Genomic DNA, 630 nt, shown 5'->3' on the forward strand with positions numbered 1-630 from the left:
AACTCACATGTTATTGAAGCGCATCTGCATAATATTCCAAGCTTAGCTGAGCATTTTATTTATTTTAATGATGATGTATTTGTCGCCAGACCTCTTCCGGCTGGACATTTTTTCAAGGGAAATGGCCTAGCCTCTATTTTTTTATCGAGAAAAAGTTTGGTGAGAATGCATGGAAAAGGTATTGTCACACCAACGTTGAGTGCATCAATGAATGTTCGGGAGATAATTAATAATGATTTCTCGTTGAGTATAGATATACCATTGGTTCATACCTATGTACCGCTAAGGAAAAGTGTTTTCGATTTTATTTGGCAAAATTATGAGGAAAATATTGCTGGTTTTTTAGTGAATAAATTCAGAACTAACTCTGATTTAAATATGGCAACTTTTATGGTTCCATGGTTTACATATATAAAAGGGTTAGCAACGCCAGAACGAGATATATGTCATTATTTTAATGTTAGATCTGTTTCTGCAAAGAAGAATTATTCATTGTTAACAAAAATAAAGCATGAGGGCGGTGGCCCACATTCTTTTTGTGCAAATGATTTTACGACAACAAAATCCGAATTTCAGGATTATCAGTTAGCGCTACTATCGATGTTAGATTTTTTTTATGAAAAAGGGAAG

At 33.8% G+C, this 630-nt stretch carries 1 pseudogene; it reads left to right on the forward strand.

From position 1 onward, the window contains the following. Positions 1 to 630, forward strand: a pseudogene (locus tag LZ634_RS22580) (capsule biosynthesis protein CapC); the annotation flags it as partial.

The sequence above is a fragment of the Kluyvera intermedia genome (assembly GCF_021440345.1).
GTDB classification, from domain to species: Bacteria; Pseudomonadota; Gammaproteobacteria; order Enterobacterales; family Enterobacteriaceae; genus Kluyvera; species Kluyvera intermedia_A.